Origin of the sequence: Microcoleus sp. T3_B1, assembly GCF_036700445.1 — a bacterium.
In the GTDB taxonomy this organism is placed as follows: Bacteria; Cyanobacteriota; Cyanobacteriia; order Cyanobacteriales; family Microcoleaceae; genus Microcoleus.
In genome coordinates this window covers 23,337-41,357 of sequence record NZ_JAUBOX010000073.1, presented here as the reverse complement: position 1 = coordinate 41,357, position 18,021 = coordinate 23,337, and the positions used below count along the sequence as shown (strand labels likewise).

General features: G+C 46.0%; 12 protein-coding genes. 6 read left to right on the top strand and 6 right to left on the bottom strand.

The window, feature by feature from the left end; all coding sequences use genetic code 11:
- The first annotated feature begins 1,279 nt into the window (after window positions 1-1,279).
- The 6 genes from QT990_RS27890 to QT990_RS27865 all read left to right on the top strand — a co-directional run bounded on the left by QT990_RS27890 (window position 1,280) and on the right by QT990_RS27865 (window position 10,032).
- Window positions 1,280-2,509, top strand: coding sequence for a glycosyltransferase (locus QT990_RS27890; RefSeq protein ID WP_333466020.1), 1,230 nt, complete (start codon window positions 1,280-1,282; stop codon window positions 2,507-2,509).
- A gap of 389 nt (window positions 2,510-2,898) precedes the next feature.
- On the top strand, window positions 2,899-4,317 hold the full coding sequence (locus QT990_RS27885) for a glycosyltransferase (protein WP_333309412.1): 1,419 nt from the start codon (window positions 2,899-2,901) through the stop codon (window positions 4,315-4,317).
- Window positions 4,318-4,347: 30 nt separating this feature from the next.
- Entirely contained in the window at window positions 4,348-4,608 is a 261-nt protein-coding gene (locus QT990_RS27880) for a hypothetical protein (protein WP_333309410.1), read from the top strand.
- Between the two features lie 32 nt (window positions 4,609-4,640).
- Entirely contained in the window at window positions 4,641-5,396 is a 756-nt protein-coding gene (locus QT990_RS27875; RefSeq protein ID WP_333466019.1) for an ABC transporter permease, read from the top strand.
- Window positions 5,397-7,469: an ATP-binding cassette domain-containing protein gene (locus tag QT990_RS27870; protein WP_333466018.1), complete on the top strand. Its 2,073-nt coding sequence runs from the start codon at window positions 5,397-5,399 to the stop codon at window positions 7,467-7,469. It begins immediately after the preceding gene.
- A 136-nt stretch (window positions 7,470-7,605) separates the two neighbouring features.
- A complete protein-coding gene (locus QT990_RS27865; RefSeq protein WP_333466017.1) occupies window positions 7,606-10,032 on the top strand; it encodes a sulfotransferase in 2,427 nt (808 codons plus the stop codon).
- A 56-nt stretch (window positions 10,033-10,088) separates the two neighbouring features.
- Here QT990_RS27865 and QT990_RS27860 read toward each other — a convergent pair whose 3' ends face one another.
- The 6 genes from QT990_RS27860 to QT990_RS27835 form a co-directional block, all read right to left on the bottom strand.
- Window positions 10,089-11,309: an NAD(P)/FAD-dependent oxidoreductase gene (locus QT990_RS27860; protein ID WP_333144341.1), complete on the bottom strand. Its 1,221-nt coding sequence runs from the start codon at window positions 11,307-11,309 to the stop codon at window positions 10,089-10,091.
- A gap of 7 nt (window positions 11,310-11,316) precedes the next feature.
- On the bottom strand, window positions 11,317-11,685 hold the full coding sequence (locus QT990_RS27855) for an aspartyl protease (RefSeq protein WP_333144340.1): 369 nt from the start codon (window positions 11,683-11,685) through the stop codon (window positions 11,317-11,319).
- The gene (locus QT990_RS27850; protein ID WP_333144339.1) at window positions 11,682-11,999 is read right to left on the bottom strand and encodes a hypothetical protein; all 318 of its coding nucleotides are present in this window, start codon (window positions 11,997-11,999) and stop codon (window positions 11,682-11,684) included. Before QT990_RS27850 ends, QT990_RS27855 begins: the two co-directional genes overlap by 4 nt.
- 151 nt (window positions 12,000-12,150) lie before the next feature.
- Window positions 12,151-12,849, bottom strand: coding sequence for a hypothetical protein (locus tag QT990_RS27845; RefSeq protein ID WP_333144338.1), 699 nt, complete (start codon window positions 12,847-12,849; stop codon window positions 12,151-12,153).
- A 191-nt stretch (window positions 12,850-13,040) separates the two neighbouring features.
- Window positions 13,041-14,948 carry a 1-deoxy-D-xylulose-5-phosphate synthase gene (gene dxs, locus QT990_RS27840; RefSeq protein WP_333144337.1) on the bottom strand — a complete coding sequence of 636 codons (1,908 nt, stop codon included), beginning with the start codon at window positions 14,946-14,948 and terminating at the stop codon, window positions 13,041-13,043.
- 860 nt (window positions 14,949-15,808) lie between these two features.
- Window positions 15,809-17,938, bottom strand: a complete 2,130-nt coding sequence (locus tag QT990_RS27835; RefSeq protein ID WP_333144336.1) for a protein phosphatase 2C domain-containing protein — start codon at window positions 17,936-17,938, stop codon at window positions 15,809-15,811.
- Between the last annotated feature and the right edge of the window lie 83 nt (window positions 17,939-18,021).

Here is an 18,021-nt window from a genome sequence, read left to right as displayed (position 1 = left end):
TCGACCTACCTTAATATACCATTTCTTTTGTTTTAATATCTAGGAAGTACATCAAAGTTAAAGGTACTCGCAATGTCGAATTGTCGCTTTGGGTACCTACACCCGACGAGCCTTTCATCACGCGGGCGTAATTCCCAACGGGGTACTTCGCGCAGCGCTGTGATTAATCCCCTCTAAATATACGCCCGGGACTTCCCGGCTGGTAGTTAAATGGCTTTTTGACCCCGCCCAAAAACGGATACAAGTTTCCGACAGTAATCGCCAGCAGCCCAAAGTTTTAGACTCTTGTTCAAGCTCCAGATTCATCTGTGAAGTAAATCGAAAATCGAAAATCGACTGGCTGCCCGATAATAGGTTTTTTTACTCCGCTCATTGACTAGGGGACAAAACGATGCGTTCTTTGGTTTTACCCCAAACATAGCTATATCAATCCCCGGACAATATAGCAATCCTTGCAGGAGTCGTAAATTTTTTACCCCACCCCAGCCCTCCCCGAACCCGCGGGGAGGGAGTAAGAAATTCACAAATGATGCGAGGATTGCTATAGATGATATTCATTTTATAAAAATACCACTAGCTTGCCAGAAGTAATCTCAGCTCGATCAGTCTCCAACCAGCCTGTAATCTCCTGTTTTTTTCTCATTGCTGGGCCTTATTTAGGGTGGAGTTTTGGAGTTCTTTTCAGCTAATCCGTGCGCGGTTAAACCGCGAAAGTTTGAACTTGGAGAGTGTTTAATTGTTTGGTATAAGCTGTGTTGCATCTAGATTGCCTATGGTATTAGAGAGGGAGAAGGTCCGATGGGGATCGGGGGAGAGGATTTGGCGATTTTTGATCTGGACTCGAAATATACAATTTAAATGCACAGCAGCTTATTGCCCTTGAATAGTATCCGATCGCAATTAAAGCTGAAATGAGGAGCGATCGCACAAACCCGGTTTGATCAAAAAATCGGGTTTTTAGATTCGGTATTAATGGCGAGGCTTGGTGGCGGTTGGCTGCCAATAACACCTGCAATTGACACAAGCATCAAGGAGGGAGCGTTGCCGGTGGTAAAAGTTGTGTGGAGAAAAAACTTGACATCAGCGTATAATTGAAAGTAAAAATAAATAAAAGCAATAAAAACAATGAGGCTTTATGTTTGATTTGCAATCGGCGATCGGCAAGTAGGGGATTGAGAAGTTCCTATTTCCTAAAACAATTTCTGCTAAAATACATCCGGTAATATACGGAGAATCTAGGATTTTTTCGCAATCTAAAATAAAAATTCAAAAAGCTAAAATGGCAACAGCTATTCTCGATCTGGAAATCTCCCAACTCTCGCCAGAAATTACGGTTGAGGAGCGTTACAGCAAAGCCTTGGTTTTAATTCGACTGCACGGAAAACCGATCGGCCAAGCTCTTTTGCCCGTAGTCGGAGGCCGCCTTGGCGGTGACGAATTACGGGAAACAGTGATGAATGCTGCGGGGGACAACTTGTGGAAAAACTGGCTCTACGACACTCTAGAATGGGACGAACGCGGGCCTGTGCAGGCAATGCCGATCGCCACAGTAGCGGTTTGCACGCGCGATCGCCCGGAAGATTTGCGGCGCTGTCTGGACGCGCTGATGCAGCTCCCAGATGAGGGTCAGGAATACTTAGTAATTGACAATTGTCCCGCCACGGACGCTACCAAGGAACTAATCAAAAATTACCCACAAGTCCGCTATGTGCGCGAAGACGTACCAGGCTCCAGCGCTGCCCGTAACAGAGCTTTACGCGAAGCTAAACATGAATTCGTAGCCTTTACAGATGATGATGCGGCCCCCGATCCGAACTGGCTGCGATCGCTCTTGGGAAATTTTAGCGATCCGCGAGTTATGTGCGTCACGGGGCTGGTGATGCCATTGGAACTGGAAACCGAAGCGCAAGAATGGTTCGAGCGCTACAGCCCCCACGGGCGGGGATTTGAGCGCCGAATTTTTGATGGGGCGCACTGCAACCCTCTGATTGTGCATCTTGTGGGAGTTTCGGCGAGTATGGCTTTGCGGAAAAGTTCGATCGACTACATTGGCCTGTTTGACGAAGCTTTGGGGGCGGGGACACCCACGGTGGGTGGCGAAGACAGTGAACTTTTTGCCCGCATTTTGCGCGCGGGCTACTGCATTGTGTACGAGCCGAGAGCATTGAGCTGGCACCGCCATCGGCGCACTTGGGAAGAATTGCGAAAAACGCTCCAGGGCTACGGCATCGCAGTCTATGCTTTCTGGACCCGGCTGTTTGTAATCAACAGAGAATTCAGTGTGCCTGTGTTAGCCTTGTCATGGCTGTTGTACAAACAAATTCCTGAACTAATTGCTTCTTTGCGAAAGCAAGCGGATTCTATCCCTAGTGATTTGCTTTTGGCTCAACTGCGGGGCTGTGTCAGCGGCCCGGGGGCTTATTTTGTGTCTCGCAAGTGGTTGCAAGAAATTAAGGGGAGCAGTCAAGAACCTCAGCCTAAAGGCATGAGGCTTGAAAGAGAAATCTAACAAGCCATCTTGACCAGCCTAAGTCTTAACTGACTACGTTTTTTGAGTCACGACACCGGGAGAATGCGAAGCTAGTTCCCTGCTCTGTCGCTAGTGGTTAAACAGTTCTAAGGTCACGCTTTACAGTGCTGCTAGCCCGCGCAAGCTCACTAAACATTGGCAAAGCTAACTTTACCCCAGAAATGGGAGATTGAGGACCCCCATATCCTCACGGGGGGGCAACCATACCCCCCTACCCCGCAAGGGAATTCAAATTAAATGTAAAGCCGTCCTGTAAGGACGGGGTTTCAGACCCGAGGAATTTTGATGAATAGGGATTTTTAGATTATTTTTAACCGCAGATGAAATGCAGATGAAATGCAGATGAAGTTAATTGTTGTCATGTAAATATGGAAAATCTAACAGTTAGCATAATTATTCCTAGCCACAACCGAAGTTCTTCGCTGCGACGGGCTTTGGATGCTTTGCACTTGCAGACTTATCCGATCGACCTAATGGAAGTTATTGTAGTCGCAGATAGCTGCATTGACGATACTTTAACAATGCTACAAGACTACAAAGCTCCGTTTAAAGTGCAGGCGATCGAGGTAAATTGCCGGAGTGCTGCCATCGCCCGCAATACGGGATCGGCTTCGGCTACCGGGAAATTGCTGCTGTTTCTCGACGACGATATCGAAGCGCTGCCGCCTTTGGTGGAAAGCCACGCGCGGGTTCACTCTTTGCGTCCGGGCTCGGCTGTCATGGGGCCCTATCCGCCTAAGTTGCAGGGAGCGACTACGTTGTTTCATGTGCAAGTGCGATCGTGGTGGGCAGACAAGTTTTATCAGATGAGCCAGCCGGCTCACCGATTTATTTATAAAGATTTGCTCAGTGGCAACCTTTCTCTGGATGCAGAACTGTTTGCTCGTCTCGATGGCTTTGATTCGGCTTTCGGGAACTGCGGCGGGGAAGATTACGAGTTTGGGGTGCGTTTGCTGAAAGCTGATGTACCTTTTGTTGTGGCTGCGGGCGCAGTGGGCTATCATTACGAACACGAAACTAACAATCTCGATCGCTATTTTCGCCGATCCCGTCAGGAAGGGCGATCTGATGTTTTGATCGGCCACCGACACCCGGAACTTAGACGGACACTGCAGGTAGCAGGCTACGAAAGTGCTTACTCGGTGGTAGATAAAATTCTGGTGGCGATCACGTTTTTCTGGCCGGCTGCTGTGGATTGCCTGGCCCTGGGACTGAGGAAATCTCTTGATTTACTCGAAAGCTTGGGGATGCGGGGAACTTGGCGGTGGTTGTGGAAAAAATTGCGCGGTTATTGGTATTTGAGGGGTGTCATCGATGAGTTGAAAAGTCGATCGGCAATTTCTAGTTTTATCCAAGGAGGCCCGGCCAGCGGCGATTTGGGCGGACATGAAATTAACATCGATTTGCAGCAAGGTTGGGAAGCTGCTGAAAGCCTGCTCGACGCGGAACGACCGACTGGGGTTTACCTGTATTACGGTCAACTGACAGTCGGTCACATTGTTCCGCAAGCGGGTGCGGAACCGCTGCGGGGCGCTCACTTACGATCGATTCTGGCGCTTGACTTTGCCGAACCCCTGGCTGGGGCGATCGCGGTTAACAGTATGCCCCGCACTGGTGAAACGATGGAAGAACAGCCTTTAGTTGCTTTGAAAAATTACGAATTAGCAATTAATAAATATGTCGGGGACTTTAAACTCCAAACTCCAACCTCAAAAGTTGGAAAATTAGAAAATTGGGAAATTGCAACTCAAAACTCCCAACTCAAAACTCAGAAGTTTTCTCTCTAGTTCCCGCTGCACTATTTTGAGGAGCAACTTATGGCAATAAAAGTGATAAAAATTGAGTTGACCGAACAGATTAATCCGGTTTGGAAACTAGAAAAATACAAAGGAGTTCGCATTGGGAATCTGGCTTTGGGCCGCCAAGTTTTCCAGGCTGTGGGCAATTTTGACGTTGTGAGAGACTTGCTGGGCTCTCTGCAAAGTCCTTTTGCTTACCGGGAAGGGTACTTGCAAGCCCAGCGTTTGGCTGCTCTTTTTGGGGTTGAACCGCTGGTAGCTGCCGGAGGTGTGCGGTGAGAAATGCTGGAACGCTCCTCGATGGGCGCAAAATGGCTCAGTGGTTCGATTTGCTGCGGGTGTTGGTCGATCGCGAGATGAAATTACTTTACAAGCGATCGACCTTGGGGATTGCTTGGACTTTAATCAGTCCGCTGTTACAGTTGGCTGTATTTTCCTTTTTGTTTCGCTCTGTCGTACCCCTTAATATTCCCAAATTTTCTTCCTTTGCTTTTAGCGGCTTGTTAATCTGGAATTGGTCTCAAACGGTATTATTTAAATCAACGGCATTAATTACCAATCATAAGCCACTAATCAGGCAGCCAAATTTCCCGTCGGCAATTTTGCCGGTAGTCACGACGACGACGGGGCTCATTCACTTTTTCTTAGCATTGCCGGTGTTACTTATCTTTCTGGCAATTGATGGCGCTCCTCTGAATGCAGTGCTCTTGTTGTTGCCGCTGCTGATGATTATTCAGTTTTTCCTGACAGTTAGTTTTGCTTATCCCCTTGCCGCTTTGAATGTCACTTTCCGCGACACTCAGCACACTTTGGGAGTAGTTTTGCAGATGCTGTTTTACCTGACTCCGATTTTCTACGACATCAGCAGCGTCCCCGAAAAATTTAAGATTTTTTATTACTTAAATCCAATGGTGCCCCTGATTGAAGCTTACCGCGCCATACTTCTTAAAGGTATGCAGCCGGATTGGTCTGCTCTGTTAATTTTGAGCTTGGCTGTGGCGGCTCTTTTACCCATCGGACTGGGAATTTTTAGACGGCAAAGCGCTCATTTTGTGGAGGAAGTGTAAATGCGTGAAGCAATTATTGTCAAAGGTTTGGGGAAGCGTTTTAACCGCTACTCTACCGCGAAACCTCATACGATTATGGAAGCCGCTTTGTCCGGTTGGTGGAAGCTGAAGCCGGAGGCGAGTTTTTGGGCGCTGCGGAATATAAATTTTACTGTTTCTCCTGGCGAAATGCTGGGAATTCTTGGCAAGAATGGCGCGGGAAAATCAACGCTGCTGCAACTTATCGGCGGTATTTGCAGGGCTGAGGAAGGATCTATTAAAGTTAACGGCAGAATTGGCGGCTTGTTGGATTTGGGTGCGAGTTTTCACTCGGATCTAACGGGCAGAGAAAACGTGTTTGTGGGTGCGGTGGTGGCCGGTTTGACTCGCCGGGAAGTGGCGCGCAGGTTTGACGATATTGTGGAATTTGCAGAGTTAAAACAGTTTATTGACAGCCCGACGCGGACTTACAGTACGGGGATGAAAATGCGGCTGGCTTTTTCGGTGGCGGTGCATACCGATCCCGAAGTGCTGTTAGTTGATGAACATTTGTCGGTTGGTGATGTGGCTTTTCAAACTAAATGTTTGAATAAGATAACTGAGTTTAAGAATCAAGGATGTGCGATTGTTTTGATTTCTCACACTGCGTCGCAAATTCAGAAAATGTGCGATCGGGCTTTGTGGCTGAAATCCGGTGAAATCGTCGCTTACGGGGAACCGGAAGTGGTAGTCGGGCAGTATTTGTCAGAAATGCGATCGTCCACAGAAAATAGCACTCCCCTGCGTGCTGCTGAAGCTACAAGTAGCGGTTCGCCACTGCGAGGTAATCAGAATCGCTTCGGTACTATGGAAGTAGAAATTACCGATGTCAAAGTGTCGCCAAATACGGAAATAGATAGCGGTGATGCTATTAGCATTGAAATTCATTATTCGGTGTCTCAGGAAATTTCTGCTGCTATTTTTGCCGTGACAATCAGCAGGGATGATGGTCAAAGTTGTTTTGAGACTAATACTAATCAAATGGGCAGACTGCTGCCGCTGGTGAAAGGGAAAGGCAAAATCCGGCTGCAAATAGATAGGCTGGATTTAGGAAACGGTCAGTATTACGTGAATGCTGGGGTTTACGAGGAAACTTTGGCTTACGCCTACGATTATCAGTGGCAGGTTTATCCGCTGTACGTGCGATCGACTGTAAACCAAAAAACGATACTTTGTCCGCCGTACCGCTGGGAATTTGAGGGCAAAATGCCGCTTATGGATGTGGCCGAACCAGCCACTGCAACTTACGATTTGGATAAGAATAATCCCGCCTACGCCAAGATTTTGACTCAGTTGGAAAACAAGCAAAAACCTGACTTTTTAATGATTGGTGCTCAAAACTGCGGCACGGAATCTCTATACGGATATCTCGCAAATCACTTGCAAATTATCAAAGAAGGTTCCCGGGATATTCACTTTTTTGAATTAAATTTTGAGCGTGGTGTTGAGTGGTACAGCAAGCAGTTGACTCGCAGTGTAGCGGGTGACAAGGTGCTGCTGTGGGAGATGACTTCTTACTATATTTATCATCCTTTGGTGGCGGAGCGAGTTTACAAGTGTTTCCCGGAGGTTAAGCTGATTGTGATGCTGCGAAATCCGGTAAAACGAGCGTGGATGCACTATCATTTGGAAGTGGCGAGTGGCTGCGAAAAGTTGGATTTTGAAAAGGCGATCGCTTCAGAACCTGATAGACTCAAAGGTGAAATTGAAAGAATCCAAGCTGATGAAAAATATTACAGTTTTAATCACCAGCATTATTCTTATTTGTCGCGGGGAATTTATGTAGAACAAATCAAAAATTGGCTCGACTATTTTCCGAGAGAACAGTTGCTAATTATCAAGAGCGAAGATTTTTACGCAGATACAGGCAAAGTCTTTTCGGAAGTATTGAAATTTCTGGATATTAGTGAGACTCCAAGTAAAGAATATGAAATTAATCATGTCGATGAATACAGCCCAATGCCCCCGGAAATCGCACAACAATTGACTAATTATTTCAAACCTTACAATCAGGAACTTTCGGATTTGTTGCATGAGGATTTTAGTTGGAGTTAGGAAAAAAGTTTTTAACTGCAGAGTTCCCCGATAGGAACATGAATCATACCTCTTTCTTCTCTTCCTCTGTGCCCTCTGCGCTCTCTGCGGTTCGTAAAAAAAAATCTAATTCACAAACCATTTATCAGCTATAAAAATGAAACGGATATTTTTAGTAGGCTCTCCGAGAAGCGGCACAACCATGCTTCAAAGTTTATTAGCTGCTCACCCTGAAGTTATTTCTTTTCCTGAATCTAAGTTTTTTCACTATTTACTGTACAAGAAGTTTGCGCGAAAGTTGCCAGGTAGGATGGAAGCTTTTTTTAAGGATGAGATTAATCGGCCTGAACTTTTGCAAGATTTTGATGATAGTCAAACTGTGGCAACTAAAGTTAGTTGGTTTGTCGGAGTTTTGGATGGTTTGGCGGCGGAACAAAACAAAAGTATTTGGTTGGAAAAAACGCCGGAACACATATATTTTATTGAGGATATACAGCGCTTTTTGCCGGATGCTAAATTTATACATATTTTGCGAAACAGTATAAATACAATAGCTTCTCTGCATGAGGCTACTAGGAATTCTCATGATTTGTGGGGGCCTGGTTGGGATTTAAACCACTGTATCCATCGCTGGAAGGAGGCGATGTTAATTAGTCACAAATATGCTAAAAATTCTAATCATATATTAGTCAAGTATGAGGAAATTCTAGAGAATAAAGTCAAAAATTTAGAAGAAATTTGTGATTTTATGGAAATTGAATATGATGATAGAATGCTAAAATTTTATCAAGAAAAAGCTGCTCATCTCAGTTTAAATCTACCTTGGCACCAAGGGATCGAGAGAGAGGTTAAAAGTAATAAAGTTCACAAATATCATAAAATTTTTAAAAGCAATGAAATCAGATATATTTTAGATAAGATTAAGCGAGTCAAGGGTGAAATTGCCTGGAAGTTGACGGTGGAAGTGAGCGAACCAATTTCCGATATTTGCGATCTTCCGCAAATATACGATCGCCTGTGCTGTACGATCAAACTAGAAGGAATTAAACTCGGTATTATTGAATTGCCGATTTGCGATGGCATGGTTGCGGCTTCGGTGTTGGCGGATGCGGTTGCAGCCCAGTTTGCTTGGCAAATTCTCGATCGCTTCTTTCAACGCAATCGCTGTGAAAAAGGCAATAAATTGTGGGAAACTGTGCTGAAACCATTGCACCCCAAACATGACTGGACGCTATTTTTGCAAGAATTATGGGGGCGTCCGAATTGGAATTTGGAGGATTTCTACAAGGCAGAAATTGCAGAGGAAGTCCCAACAATTACGCTCGAAAAAGATTTGATTGCTGTAGAAATTAGCGATGATTTTGCTAATATAAAAGTTGAGCTTTCGGAAATTGACGTGCTGGTGAAAGTAGGCGGCGTTGCTGTCGGTATTGTCACTGTTGCGGTGGAAAATAATTTTGTTTCGGCTCAAAAATTGCGATCGACAATTAATCGAAATATTGGTTTTGAGTTGGGCGTCGCCGCCGTGCGAGAAGCTTTGCTGGGAAAACCACTCAACGGCAAGCAATGGCTACGATCGCGCTTAGCCTCTTGTGCTCAACAAAGGTCTAATTTGCCCGACAGTTTGAATGCAGCGGGTGCTGGGGGCATTTACCCCCAAAATGCGGTGATCTTCGGCAGGCGATCGGGTGCGATCGGGACGAGTGTCAGCCGTCGCGCCTCACTCCCGGCGGCGGCGCTGCCGGAAATCGAGTCAGCGGCGGCAATCGCTGGGGAACCGACAATGCACATTCCCCAAGAAAACGAGTTTCCAAAGCAAGTATTTTACGCACCGGAAATCATGGGTTCAAAATCTTCTTATCGGGAAGTTTCTCACTCAGTGAAATCTCAAGTTTTGGACAATCATAGCGTTACAAAAAAACTCCCGATTCTCTCCTACCGCCGCATTTCTCCTGACGGTTTAGACGCAGTTACTCCCCAGATTTTTGAACAACAGTTACACAATCTCAAAAATCTGGGTTATTACAGTGCGAGTTGGGAAAATTGGCGAAGCGCGAAACTGGCTAAAACTCCTTTACCCGGTAAAGCTATATTGATGACTTTTGACGGCGGCTATCTCGACTTTTTCCAATATGCTTGGCCTCTGCTAAAACGCTTCGATTTTACAGCAACTGTTTTTCTCGTAGCGGAGTCAATAGGAAAGACAAATAGTTGGGAAAAAGCCGAATTTGAAGAAGTGCAGTTAATGGGATGGCCGGAAATTTTGCAACTGCGGGATGCCGGAATTGAATTCGGTTCTATGTCTGCTACTCATCCACCTTTGACTGCATTGTCGCCGACAGAAATTGTGCGGGAGGCAGCCAAATCCCGTGCTATCTTGGAACGGGGATTAGAGAAATCTGTTAAATGTTTTGCCTATCCTTACGGGGATGTCGATCCAATTGTAGCGCATTTAATTGGAGCGAGTGGATATACTTTTGGTGTATCATATAAATTAAATTTTAGCAGTTTTGACGATTCTTTATTGTCGCTGCCCCGCATTAAAGTTACAGGAGAAAATTTTTTATGGCAATTAGGTTTGTAGGGTGCGTCAGCCAGCGAGATTTTTCCCTCAACTAACAATCTCTCAACGGAGGCACATTACAAGTGAAATTTCTTAATCAATTCCTTGATTTTTCTCTGCAAATAACCGCCTAATCCTCGGGAAATTTTCTCAAATTTATAATAAAATAAAATCTCCATCACCTCTTCTGTTTTCATATACTTTAAATAAGAAATCATTTTATCGGTTAGTTCATCATTAACATCATCGATATACTTTCTCACCGCCAACCTTTCCGAAATATTCCATTTCCGATCAAACTTGCGGTGCATTTCCGTCTCATAATCCCGAAAATCTGATATTTTCCCATCCAAATACCTTTGAATATATTTCCCCGCGATTTGGGCACCATCCATCCCGTGTCTAATCCCTTCGCCGCCCAACAAATTTATTGTCGAGACAGTATCACCGATCGCAATTATATTATCCTTGCAATAAATATCCTTCAAACCAGGATTGTACTTCAGCGTCGAACCGTGTTTGTCAATAATTTTATAATTTTTTGACTTCAGATATTCATCAATCAGTAAATCAATATATTTTTTCAGCGGTGACAAATGCCTCACCGTTTTGGGATCTAAAAAAATGCGACCCGCACCAACTTTCAGCCTGTTTGGTTCCATCGGGAATATCCAGGAATAACCATCGGGCATCCATTTTTTGCCCAAAAAGAAGATTAAATCACCGCTGTATTTATTATAAACTTCTGGCTCTACTTCAATTAAATATTCAATTCCGGTTCCCGACAAAAAATCTGGCTTATCATTCTCTTTTTCGTACATAATCGCCCTAGCAAAGCCAGTAGCATCAACCAATACTTTAGTGCTAACGTTGATAATTTTACCGTCGGATAACTGTTTAAATTCGACTGTGGTTTCGCCCCTACTTTGTGAATGTCCGGTGTAGCGATAACCAAGCCAAACTTCACCACCAAATCGCTCAACTTCGCTGGCCAAAAATGCTCTAAATTTAGCAAAGTTGAGAACAACTCCCAAGCTTTCGGGAGACTCCCAAGTTTGACTGACTTTGCTAGTTTCAATAGTAAGTTTATGCCAAAAACTGCCGATAACGGACTCTGGTAAATCGAATTTAGAGAGGGTTTCTAGAGGCGTGGCGGCGCTAGAGAAGTCATTTTTATTAAAATTGTCGTTTTGCTCTGCCAGCAAGACTTTGTGGCCGGATTGGGCTAGGATTCTCGCGCAGTGACCGCCTGCTGGGCCTGCTCCTACTATTACTATGTCAAAAGTTTTTAAATTCATTTTGCTTTTAACTCGCTTCCAATGTCAAAACACCCGCAGACATATCAACTACTAACCGCCGAGTTTTCAGCCACTGGCGGCCGATTAAAATTTCAGGTACTCCGTCACCCACATGAACGGGAATGTCAAACTCTTGCTCATCTATGCGTACTTTTCCTGCATAAAGATCGAAATCAAATTCTCCCTTTGCTGTCCGCATTTCTTGTCGCCTAATATAAATCCAATCAAGTCCCTCGAAATCTTGTTCGTCCATTGCTAACCAGCCCGAAAAACCTGTATCTAGCAGAGCATCAACAGGTAATTCTAAGCCGTTATTAGCAATCAATTCAACTTCAAAAAATAGCTCGCCCTCATCACCAAATCTTCCTTCAATCATATTGAGCCGCACGCCCCTGTATTGTTGATGCGGAAAAGGTAGGGGATAGCATTTGGGTGTTTCTGGCGGCACATTTTGGTAGCCGCCATATCATCCTTGTCGATAAAATATTCCCCGCTATCAGGTTCAACCGCCATGTACCAGTTGTAGTGACTGTCAATTAATTCTGGTTTAAGGCGATCGAAAATTACTTTGCAACGCTTGCGAAATGCCGATCTTTCAGCTCGCCACTGGGCTTTTTTTTCTTCTGACCACTGAATTTCTGGGAACAGTCTTCCCCGCCGCACGGTACGATTTGGTTTCACGTTAGTCATTGTTTTTTCTCCCTTATATTCCCATATTTCTGCAATCTGATTGTACCATAAACTTCTATTTCATTGTTGGTTTTCCTTTGTGTGAGATGATACTATGTTGTCGATCGTCAAAAACTATAAGAAATGACTGAAAGCATTGATTCATAGTTGGCTAAATTTTTCCTTGAAGCCGATTGGCTTCAAACAACAGTCGCTTGACTTCTTCCTCAGTTAAACTATCTCTGTTCAACCGATTCACATAGTCAGCTACATAGGCAGCGGTTACATAACTGCTGAATAAAATTACTTTCTTGTGAGCACCCCCCGAAATGGGTTCATCAGAATTTTTACCGACTGTAAAAACACAATTTTCTTCGGGATTACCGTAAGTATTTTTGGGAGCTTCTTGTGATTCGTACCAAAAAACTTTGTACTTTTTGGAAACAGGGGGCTTTACAACCAAAACGTTAATATTGGAAGGCAAATCATCATCCAAGATCGTTTTGCCTTGCGACAGCCAATCCATAAGCGCTTTTTTATCGCCCGACACTTCATAAACAGCATCGTCATCAGAATAATCACCGTAAGTCCCAATCAAACTGCTAATGAAATTGCTAGTAATTTGATCGTTGCTTTGCAGATGAAAATATTTAAGCTTAGATAAAATATCTTGGCAATAAACAAAGATTTTCCAGGCGTCAATGATGCTTGCGTGAGCTGATATAAGTCTGCGTTCTACGCTTCTTTTGCGTCCAAATCCAAGGTAGACAGCATGAGCATCGCTGGAAGTAGAAGCAGCGATAAAACATCCAATATTAAGGCTGTTACCGTAATTTGAATCGAATCTTTTTCGGCGGTTAGCTTCTCCCACAAAATCCTCCTATTCGCTCTATGGCTATCAACTAATGACCTTAACTATATAGTAGGACTAATGAGTTCTTCAGTCCTATCCAAGAAGACTTTAGCTTTGAGGCAGGGGTTTAAACCCCTGCCGTACTGAGGGAAATAGGGTGTTTGTTGACACCCGTGGTGGGGCAGTACCCACCCTACGATTCTAGCTATTTACACGCTAACAGGAGACTGTTTGCGGCTGAATGTTGCTAAGATGCGATCGCACATTTGCGACGGAGTTAATCCCAAACTGGCAAATGATTGTTCAGGCGTTGCATGATCTACTAATGTATCGGTTACACCCAACCGCATCAGTGGCACGAGGACATTATTGTCGAGCAAAGATTCGGCTACTGCTGAACCGAATCCGCCCATCAAACAGCCTTCTTCCATTGTGACAACTTTGCCGATTCGCTGTGCTAAAGGCAAGATTAATTCTGTGTCCAAAGGCTTGACAAAACGCGCATTGATGACGGTTGCTTCAATGCCGTGTTCGCTCAGAATCTCGGCGGTTTGCATTGCCGGATAAACCATTGAACCGTAACCCAAGATCAGCAAATCGTCGCCGTTGCGGAGAATTTCGGCTTTGCCGATCGGCAATTCTTCCCAACCTTCCTCCATCAAAGGCACACCGTAACCATTGCCGCGCGGGTAACGCATGGTGATCGGGCCGCTTGTGTGGTTGATTCCCGTGACTACCATCCGCTGCAATTCTGCCTCATCTTTTGGTGCCATAACTACCATATTTGGCAGGCACCGCAAGAAGGCAATGTCGTACATCCCTTGGTGAGTGGGGCCGTCAGCACCGACAATGCCTGCGCGATCCAAACAGAAGAAAACTGGCAAATTTTGGATGCAAACATCGTGAATTATTTGGTCATAGCCTCGCTGCACAAATGTCGAGTAAATTGCCACAACCGGGCGCATTCCTTCGCAGGCTAAACCAGCGGATAAAGTCACGGCGTGCTGTTCGGCAATCCCGACATCAATGTACTGTTTAGGCAGTTTTTCATGAAGTTTATCCAGGCCTGTTCCGGTTGCCATAGCAGCGGTAATGCCGACAATTTTTGGATTATCTTCTGCTAGCTTGACGAGGGCGTGGGCAAAGACTTTCGAGTAAGCTGGAGGCTTTGGTTTAGTGGAGGGAATGCCTTTGCCCGTGGCTAAGTTAAAGGGATTTTGGGCGTGATATCCTACTTGGTCTTTTTCGGCGATCGCATATCCTTTGCCTTTCACCGTCACCACATGAACCAACACCGGCCCTTGGATAGTATGAGCTTGTTTGAAAGTGGCAATTAACTCTTCCAAATTGTGTCCGTCTACCGGGCCCATGTAAGTAAAGCCTAATTCTTCAATTACGGCTCCAACTTTCGAGACGGCCAAGCGTTTCATCCCTTCCTTGAGGCGTTCCATTTCTGGAGTAAAAGTTTCGCCCACAAAGGGAATGTGTTTGAATTGTTCCTCTAAGTTATCTTTGAGAAACTGCACCGGTGCCGACAATCGCATCTTGTTCAAATAGCGGGTAATTGCGCCGACGTTGGGCGAGATTGACATCTCGTTGTCGTTGAGCACAACTAACAAATTGGTTTTCGGCATATGGCCCGCGTGGTTGATGGCTTCGAGTGCCATGCCGCCCGTCAATGCGCCGTCGCCGATGACTGCTACAGTTTTAAAGTTTTCCCCTTTGAGGTCGCGCGCCATCGCCATTCCTAACGCTGCGGAAATGCTTGTGGAAGCGTGGCCTGCGCCGAAGTGGTCAAATTTGCTCTCGCAGCGCTTGAGATAGCCTGCAACGCCGTCTTTTTGGCGTAGGGTGTGGAATTGGTTGTAGCGGCCGGTGATTAATTTGTGAGGATAAGCTTGGTGGCCGACATCCCAGGTAACTTTGTCGCGATCGAGGTCGAGTGTTTGGTAGAGTGCTAAGGTCAGTTCGACTACACCCAATCCTGGGCCGAGGTGGCCGCCGCTAGCGGCTACAGTTTCTAAATGCTTTTCTCGAATTTGTCGGGCAATTTGTTCGAGTTGATGAATCGAGAGGCCGTGTAATTGGTTTGGGTGAGTCAGTTCGCTGAGATGCATATTTTAAAATCTTGCTCCTGTGAATCAGGACGAATCCTTAACAGATATAGGTTGTGCCTGCGAGGTTGGGTACGCGCAAACGTTAGAATAGTTTAACGGTTATTTGAGAAAAACTGTTAGGCGTAAGATTTTTGTTAGTTTTGGCCTGGTAATTATAGTTAATAAATTGTGCGCCGTCAATCGATTTTCGATTTTCGATTTGAGATTTTCGAGGCGACCCCACGGATAAATGCGGGGGCTTGAGGATTTTCGATTTTCGATTTTGGATTGATTGCACGGATAAATCACGTGGCGGGTACCACCTTTGAAATTCGTGGTCAATATAAAAAAGCTTATGTTGTTAGTTCCTAATCGCTAGTTGTTAGCTGCATGGAGATTTTTAAGCATTTTTAACTGCTTTTTGTAGCGATGGCTGACTTTTTAGCCATCTTGTTTCTGCAAGCGGACTATGATACAAAATCATTAACTGTGATGGAGCATCTCATATTTGTAAAAACACTTCTTCTGGCTCCTTCCTTCTGCCTCTTTCCTCAAAACTCCAATTTCTAGCTTGGCTGCTTTCATTGAGATGCTCCCCTGTGAAGTGTGATTTATATACAGCGTATTCCAGGTTTATGAAGTACACCCCAGAAACCAGGTTTCTTTACAGTTCTCGCATCCTTACTCATTCTGTTCAAAAAACCCGGTTTCTCGCGATCTACATCTAAATGGAATATGCTGTAAATCAATGACCTCTACCAGAAATCATTCCATTTACACTGGGAAAGTTTTCCCGAATTGGGATAGTAGAGAGCTGCGACGCTCGAAGCATTGTTTTGTCAGCTCAAAAGTCGATTCGGGCGACGGCGAGAGACTCTCCCTTACTCCGCTGATGGCAAAGGAGTTTCCGCTTCTTCGGGCGGCGGAATTTCCGCAGGAGTCGATTCGGGCGCCGGCGAGGGACTCTCGCTATCGGGCGGCGGAATTTCCGCAGGAGTCGATTCGGGCGACGGCGAGGGACTCTCGCTATCGGGCGAGGGAGTCTCCGAAGGACTTGGGGCGGGAGTTTCCGGCGGTGGGGGAACTTGTGCGGGCTCTGGCTGGGGGCTTTGGAGGCTTTGCACCCACAAACCTAAACCGCCGCCGGCTAATATCAGCCCCAACACCCCCAGTAGGGGCAGCGGCAGCTTGGAGCGCTGTTTTTGAAAGGGTTCCGGGGCGGGGGAAGTTTCGGGGTACAACAACTGTTTGGACGATTCTGAAAGCTGAGATTCTGGAATCCTCCCGGACTTCTGGAGGGACGCAGCGACGAGGGAAGGCGGCAGCGACACCGAGGGTGACACTGGCGCTGAGGCCACCGCCGGATCAAACAGTACCAATCTCTCCGGCGACATCCGACAGTGAGTCGCCACCACGGAGGTGTTGTCATAACCGTTTTTCTCGTTGGCGAGACGAATCCAAGACTGAACTGCTGCTTCCAAAGACATTTTGCCCTCAAGCACCTCTGGGGCATAATTCTCCCAAGATTTCTCTACCCAGTCGTTGTCGCTCAAACCGTCGGAACACAGCAGCAGTACGCCTTCCTCTTCGACAATAAATCGCTGAATCGTCGGGCGCAGGAAATCGGCATCCCGCGTTCCCAAAGCTTGAGTCAGGGCTCCTGCATCCGATCGCACTTGAGTCTCCCAGTATAAACAATGTCCTAGCTGGACTTCCCTTGAGGCTACGTCGTCGTCCACAGTCAGCCGGTGACAGTAATTTTTGCCAATCCAATAAGCGCGGCTGTCTCCAACATTGACTAAATAAAGTTCATGACTGTTATTCGAGGGCAAATCCTCGGAAATTTTCACTTTTTGAGGCAACTGGAGGGCCATCACCAAAGTCGTCCCCATCCGCTGCCGCAACTCTTTTCCCTGCTCATTATTTTGAGCGGAAATCACATTATTCACAACTCTGACTATTTCTTCGAGTTGCTTAATTACCATTGTTGGCGTCATCAACTCTTCTTGTTGAGTGATTTCGGCGAGCAAATTTTGGATTAAAGCTTTCATGGACTGGACGGCTAATTGACTGGCAACTTCTCCTCCTTCGTGGCCTCCAACCCCGTCACAAACCATTGTCAAATAAGGAATTAGTTTCTCGCCCCCTGAAGTTTTGCTAAATTGAAAATCAGCAGCAATCGGATAGCAACTGTCTTCATTTTGGGAGCGCTGCGGCCCGGTATCTGTCATGCCGACTACTTCTAAGTGCAGAGGCAATTTAGCGGCTTGTTCTAATAGTAAATCGTTTAGTTCCAGGGCGATCGCGTCGAAATTCATGCTGCTGCGGCGCATAAACTGACAAATTTCTCCGAGTTTCGACTGCACCTCGGGTTGCGCGGATTCCACCAAACCTGACCACACATCTCCCAAATCCCGCAGAGTCGGTACAAAATTTCCCCGGTGCAGTTCCAGCAGGCGTACCCGCCAACCTTCCACCCGCAAATTTTCCGGTACCAGCAAACTCGAAGCGACTCCCTGTTCCGACAGCGGCGTCCACAGTTGGAGCATTTGCCACAGCCAGTATACTTGGCGCGCGCCGGTTGTCCCAGACCAAGCTTGTAAAATAGAAGGATACAGGCTGCCGAAATTATTAATTGGCACATTTTCCAACAACAGCACCTCTGCCGCTTCCGGTGCTTCCCCCAAGGCACAAAAACCGTATACTTCCGGCGTATGCAGCCGTTGGGGATACAAATGCAGGTAAGGCATAATCGTATCCGGCAGTTGTTCCGGGACGCTGGGAGGCAAAGCTGGACGGCTGTCGAGCCAGATTTGGGGTGCAATGACAAAGTATCGATCGGCTATTACCTTACCCGCCGGCACTTCCTCGGCTGCTTGCCCCACCGCCCACACATAGCGATAAATTAAATCCGTTTCGCACGCTGCACAGTGCTGGCGGCCAAAGGTATTGCGGGGATCTGGACAGCTAAGATTCGGGCAATAAATGGGTTCGGAGAAACTGCTGATCATATCGAAATAGTTTGTGTAAAAACATTCTGAAGATATTTGATTCGCCAGCCCAAATTCATGAGCTTGAGAATAAACTGATTTTA

Excerpts from the sequence above, each read along its gene's own strand:
- QT990_RS27890 (WP_333466020.1), top strand. The coding sequence starts at position 1,280 with ATGGCAACAGCTATTCTCGATCTGGAAATCTCCCAACTCTCGCCAGAA.
- QT990_RS27885 (WP_333309412.1), top strand. The coding sequence starts at position 2,899 with ATGGAAAATCTAACAGTTAGCATAATTATTCCTAGCCACAACCGAAGT.
- QT990_RS27880 (WP_333309410.1), top strand. The coding sequence starts at position 4,348 with ATGGCAATAAAAGTGATAAAAATTGAGTTGACCGAACAGATTAATCCG.
- QT990_RS27875 (WP_333466019.1), top strand. The coding sequence starts at position 4,641 with ATGGCTCAGTGGTTCGATTTGCTGCGGGTGTTGGTCGATCGCGAGATG.
- QT990_RS27870 (WP_333466018.1), top strand. The coding sequence starts at position 5,397 with ATGCGTGAAGCAATTATTGTCAAAGGTTTGGGGAAGCGTTTTAACCGC.
- QT990_RS27865 (WP_333466017.1), top strand. The coding sequence starts at position 7,606 with ATGAAACGGATATTTTTAGTAGGCTCTCCGAGAAGCGGCACAACCATG.
- QT990_RS27860 (WP_333144341.1), bottom strand. The coding sequence starts at position 11,309 with ATGAATTTAAAAACTTTTGACATAGTAATAGTAGGAGCAGGCCCAGCA.
- QT990_RS27855 (WP_333144340.1), bottom strand. The coding sequence starts at position 11,685 with ATGATTGAAGGAAGATTTGGTGATGAGGGCGAGCTATTTTTTGAAGTT.
- QT990_RS27850 (WP_333144339.1), bottom strand. The coding sequence starts at position 11,999 with ATGACTAACGTGAAACCAAATCGTACCGTGCGGCGGGGAAGACTGTTC.
- dxs (WP_333144337.1), bottom strand. The coding sequence starts at position 14,948 with ATGCATCTCAGCGAACTGACTCACCCAAACCAATTACACGGCCTCTCG.
- QT990_RS27835 (WP_333144336.1), bottom strand. The coding sequence starts at position 17,938 with ATGATCAGCAGTTTCTCCGAACCCATTTATTGCCCGAATCTTAGCTGT.